Origin of the sequence: Staphylococcus sp. AtHG25 (genome assembly GCF_003217445.1) — a bacterium.
GTDB lineage: Bacteria > Bacillota > Bacilli > Staphylococcales > Staphylococcaceae > Staphylococcus > Staphylococcus haemolyticus.
This window is the reverse complement of sequence record NZ_QJSN01000037.1, coordinates 1-4,113: the sequence shown is the minus strand read 5'-3', so window position 1 is coordinate 4,113 and position 4,113 is coordinate 1. Positions and strand designations below refer to the sequence as shown.

3 protein-coding genes are annotated in these 4,113 nt (G+C 36.2%); all 3 read left to right on the top strand.

Going from position 1 to position 4,113, the window contains the following annotated elements; translation table 11 throughout:
- The first annotated feature begins 514 nt into the window (after positions 1 to 514).
- From BDW31_RS12260 to BDW31_RS12250, 3 genes are read left to right on the top strand one after another with little or no spacing between them, the layout of a single operon-like run.
- Positions 515 to 856: a hypothetical protein gene (locus BDW31_RS12260; protein ID WP_110709696.1), complete on the top strand. Its 342-nt coding sequence runs from the start codon at positions 515 to 517 to the stop codon at positions 854 to 856.
- Positions 857 to 870: 14 nt separating this feature from the next.
- Entirely contained in the window at positions 871 to 1,788 is a 918-nt protein-coding gene (locus BDW31_RS12255) for a hypothetical protein (protein WP_110709694.1), read from the top strand.
- Positions 1,789 to 3,843, top strand: a complete 2,055-nt coding sequence (locus BDW31_RS12250) for a DNA polymerase (protein ID WP_110709692.1) — start codon at positions 1,789 to 1,791, stop codon at positions 3,841 to 3,843.
- Positions 3,844 to 4,113: the final 270 nt, after the last annotated feature.

Below are 4,113 nucleotides of genomic sequence, written 5' to 3'. Positions count from 1 at the left end.
TGCATCAACACTTTTTCTGATTACCCACTACTCCCCCTAAGTCGCAACCAACCCTTACTAACTCTCGTACGCCACTAAAAACCCCCAACAGAGAAGTGACCTCTCGATTTTTACATACACAAAAAGATACAATAAAACGCGTCAACCACGCACAATACTAAAAATAAATATACATTTTTAGGTGTTTTTAGGTATTTTAGACACAAAAATAGACGTTTCCAACAAAAAGTGAAAACGCCTTATCTTTATAGATATTTTATTCTGATTGTGTTAATGTATTTTTATACTAAATAAAGAAAACCTCTCACAAAGTTTGGCCGCAGAGTGAAAGGTTTGATTTCGTTTATTTGATAAGAAGACTATAACATAATTGGATATTTTTGTACAATACTAAAGTTATACTTTTCAATTGAAACTTAATCTAAACCTTTACATATAGCGTCCGATTTCCTTTGTGAGACCACTTAGGAACCGGGCGCTTTTTGCGTGTGTTTTCAAGAAAGGACAATTCATTATGGCAGCCATTGAAACTGCAAAGGCAATTCAAACATTATTACAAGATTACGGTGTAGAGAATGACAGTTTAAACGCATTTGTAAAAGAGGCAGAAGAACTACCTAGTGGTAGAACGCTAGACCAGTACAACAGTCTTGTAGAAGATTATCAGAACGCAACTAGTTACGAGAGCATTGTTTCAAGTGCCGAAGCTATTTTAGAGTTTTACAACGCTCACAAAGAAGAACTTAGTCAGAAAGCCAACGAAATGGCAAAATTAGACGCTACTATGGACGACTTCAGAAAGTTAAATGCTTTATACGAGCAACTTGATAGTGAAATTGAAGACGGCTACATTTAAGGTGGTGCATATAAATGGCAGATTATAATACGATAAAAGACTTTTATGAAGATAATAAAGCCTACCTGACAACCGACGAAGTGTTAGCTTTTGAACGTTTCTTCGATAAATACAGAAGTGAAGACGATTTTATAGCAGAGTTAGACAGTGCAGACGCAGATACAAACTTTATGCTAACTAGAGTAGAGCGTGACTTCAGTGGTTTAAAAGTAGACTTAACAACCGAAGATATAGAAGACTATTTACTCGATTTAGAATGGCTCTCATTTCAATTTGTAGATGACGATTTTGTCAAAAGTATAAAGCCTAGCATTACAAGTAGCGATTTAATTAAAGTTGATTTAAAGCCGATAGGCGAGCGTGTTTATCCTAGTAAGCCTATTGTTAGGAAAAGACGTAAGCAGTGGGGAGGTAAACCGACATATAGAACAATTGACCTTAATGTTAAGAAGTCTAAAGGTTATGCTTTTCGTTCAATGAAACGTAAGTTACCGAAATTAGATCACCTTTCAATAAAAGAAACTAAAGAGAGAATGAAACGAAGTATTAGTCACATTCACTTAAAAACAGAATTGACTACCTTTGAAACACAACAAAGCAGAATGGAACTTGATTTGCTAGACGCATATAAAAACTTTGCCTATTACTTGTTTGAATTAGAACAAGAAGACACTGCTGCAAAGAAAGACGCTTGGGACGTTGCAATACCGGCAGGTGCTTTAGACGACTTTATACATGACACATATCAACCTAATTTAATGACTTTTGCTAACTTGCATAGTGAGATAAAAAGCTTCATAGCTAAAGAGTGGAACGAATATGGAGAGCGTAGTTTAAAAGCTAGACAACAAGCGTACGGTTATAACTTGTCAAAAGAACAAGTCGATAGCCTACAAGACGCAGATAAATCTTACATGAGAGCGATGATGTAAATGAAAAAGAGAAAACGCAAAAACGAGTCAAAATGCGTTTTCGTCTATGCAGATATTGAAACGTTTAGTCCTAGTAAAGACCCTCAATTTTGGATAGGTGGTTTAAAGCAAGACGGTGTTTATACTGCTTATGACAACTTTAAAGACTATTGGAACGCCTTAACTAAGAAGATTAAAGGCAAAAAGAAAGTAGTCGTATTTCACAATTCAAGTTATGACATTAGTATATTGCAGTATCACGCTAATAAAGAGTTAGGGTATCGTTTAAACCCTTTGGAAAAAGGACAAACAAAGGCAATTTATACAGGACAATACGCCGAAGTATATGCAGACGATAACGTACAACCGACATTTATAGTCGACAGTAAAGCATTACTACCCGGTGCATTACAGAAATACGGCGAGCAGTTAGGACTACCTAAAGGCGACACGCCTATACTAGAGCATTGGCGTAAAGCAACTGATGACGATTGGGAATACCTAAAACGTGACATTGATATTTTAGAAGGTGCTTTTCAAGCGTACGGTCACGAGCAGTCAGTCGAAGACGGTTTGCTAACCGTATCGTCGCTAGCACAGTCTAGTGTTCGTGAAATACTCGGTAACAAAACAGGTAAAAAGGTTACAAAAACAGGTTTAAAACGAAAACATGGTGCTAGTGAAACAGAAAAAGAAAAGATGCCGTTACCGAATAGTGTTTTAAGGCAAATAAAGCATGATACAGACGCTTTTAGAGAACGTGAGGTAGTTTACTCTATAAAGACGAAGAAAGCCTTATATACGCTCAATGAGGACGTTATAGAACGGTATAGAAAATACATTATTAGATACTGGACTGCTAGATTATCTGAAGAAGTCGAAGACTTTAGCAAGAAACAACGTGAAGTTAAGAAACAGAAGAACGGTAAAAAGTATGACGAAGAGCTTGTTAAAGGCTTTTACGACATTGAATTGCCTAGTGGAAAAAGTCCTCATGGTAAAAAGTTAGTAGAAGAATTTCACATCTCTAAAATCATTGAAGGTGCTAATAAGTTTATTGCACCTAGCATGAGAGGTGGAATGACCTATGTGAATATGGACTATGTAGGCAAAGAGTTAGAAAACGGTGGTGTATTGGACGTAAATAGCCTATACCCGTTTATACTTTCCGAGTATGCTATTCCTAGCGTTTATAAGGGTAGTACAGACGATTTAGAACCTAACATGGATAAATACTTCATCTGTCAGATAAAACGCCTAAAAGCTACCTTAAAATCGCACAGACACCCTTTCTTGAAAAGAAGTACAACTTATACGAACGACAAGATTTATGAGAAAGAACTAGATTGGGTAGGAAAAGAAAAGAATGGCGTACACGACACGGTACTTTGTAGTGTTGATATAAATTGGTTATTTGAAAACTATGATGTTGAAGAAATCGAGTATGGTAAAGTTTTCTACTTTGAAGAAGACGAGAAATTTACAGAAAGCGTCAGAGAACACATTGTGTATTGGCGTGACAAGAAAGAAAATGCGCCTAACTTAATCTCACGTAACTATGCGAAGTTTATGCTTAACACAATTTGGGGGCGTTGGGGAATGTTTCAAAAAGAAGTAGACGAAGGCGCTAGAAAAATAGACGTAGGCGACAAGGACACTAATTATGTGAGTGCTATTTTCACTACTGCATACGCTAGAGTGTACTTAAATAAAATGATGAACTGGTTTGACGAAGACTTGATTTATACCGACACAGACAGTGTTCATTTTCTATTTGGTAACAAAGTAAAGGACGAAAAAGACCTAGAAGTTAAGTTAGGCAAACTGTTAGACGCTAACAAGTTTGGAATGTGGGATTTTGAGAAGAAATGGACAAAGGCAAAATATATGAAAGCTAAAACGTATGCTATGCAAATCGACGACAAAATAAAAACGGTAACTGCTGGAAGACAATTACCGAAAATCGAAAGTTTAGACGAATTTTATTTTGGTGCTAGTTTTAGAGTAATACAAAACAAAACTTTAGAAGACGGTAGAGAAATTATTTACCCTTCACTTTACACACTTGAATATTAAAAACACCTTAAAAGTTAGAGAATGTTTGACGGACATTTTCTAGCTTTTTCTTTTTGTTTACTTGAACAAGCATATCGTAACACAAACACCTAAAAATGTATATTTATTTTTAGTATTGTGCGTGGTTGACGCGTTTTATTGTATCTTTTTGTGTATGTAAAAATCGAGAGGTCACTTCTCTGTTGGGGGTTTTTAGTGGCGTACGAGAGTTAGTAAGGGTTGGTTGCGACTTAGGGGGAGTAGTGGGTAATCAGAAAAAGTGTTGATGCA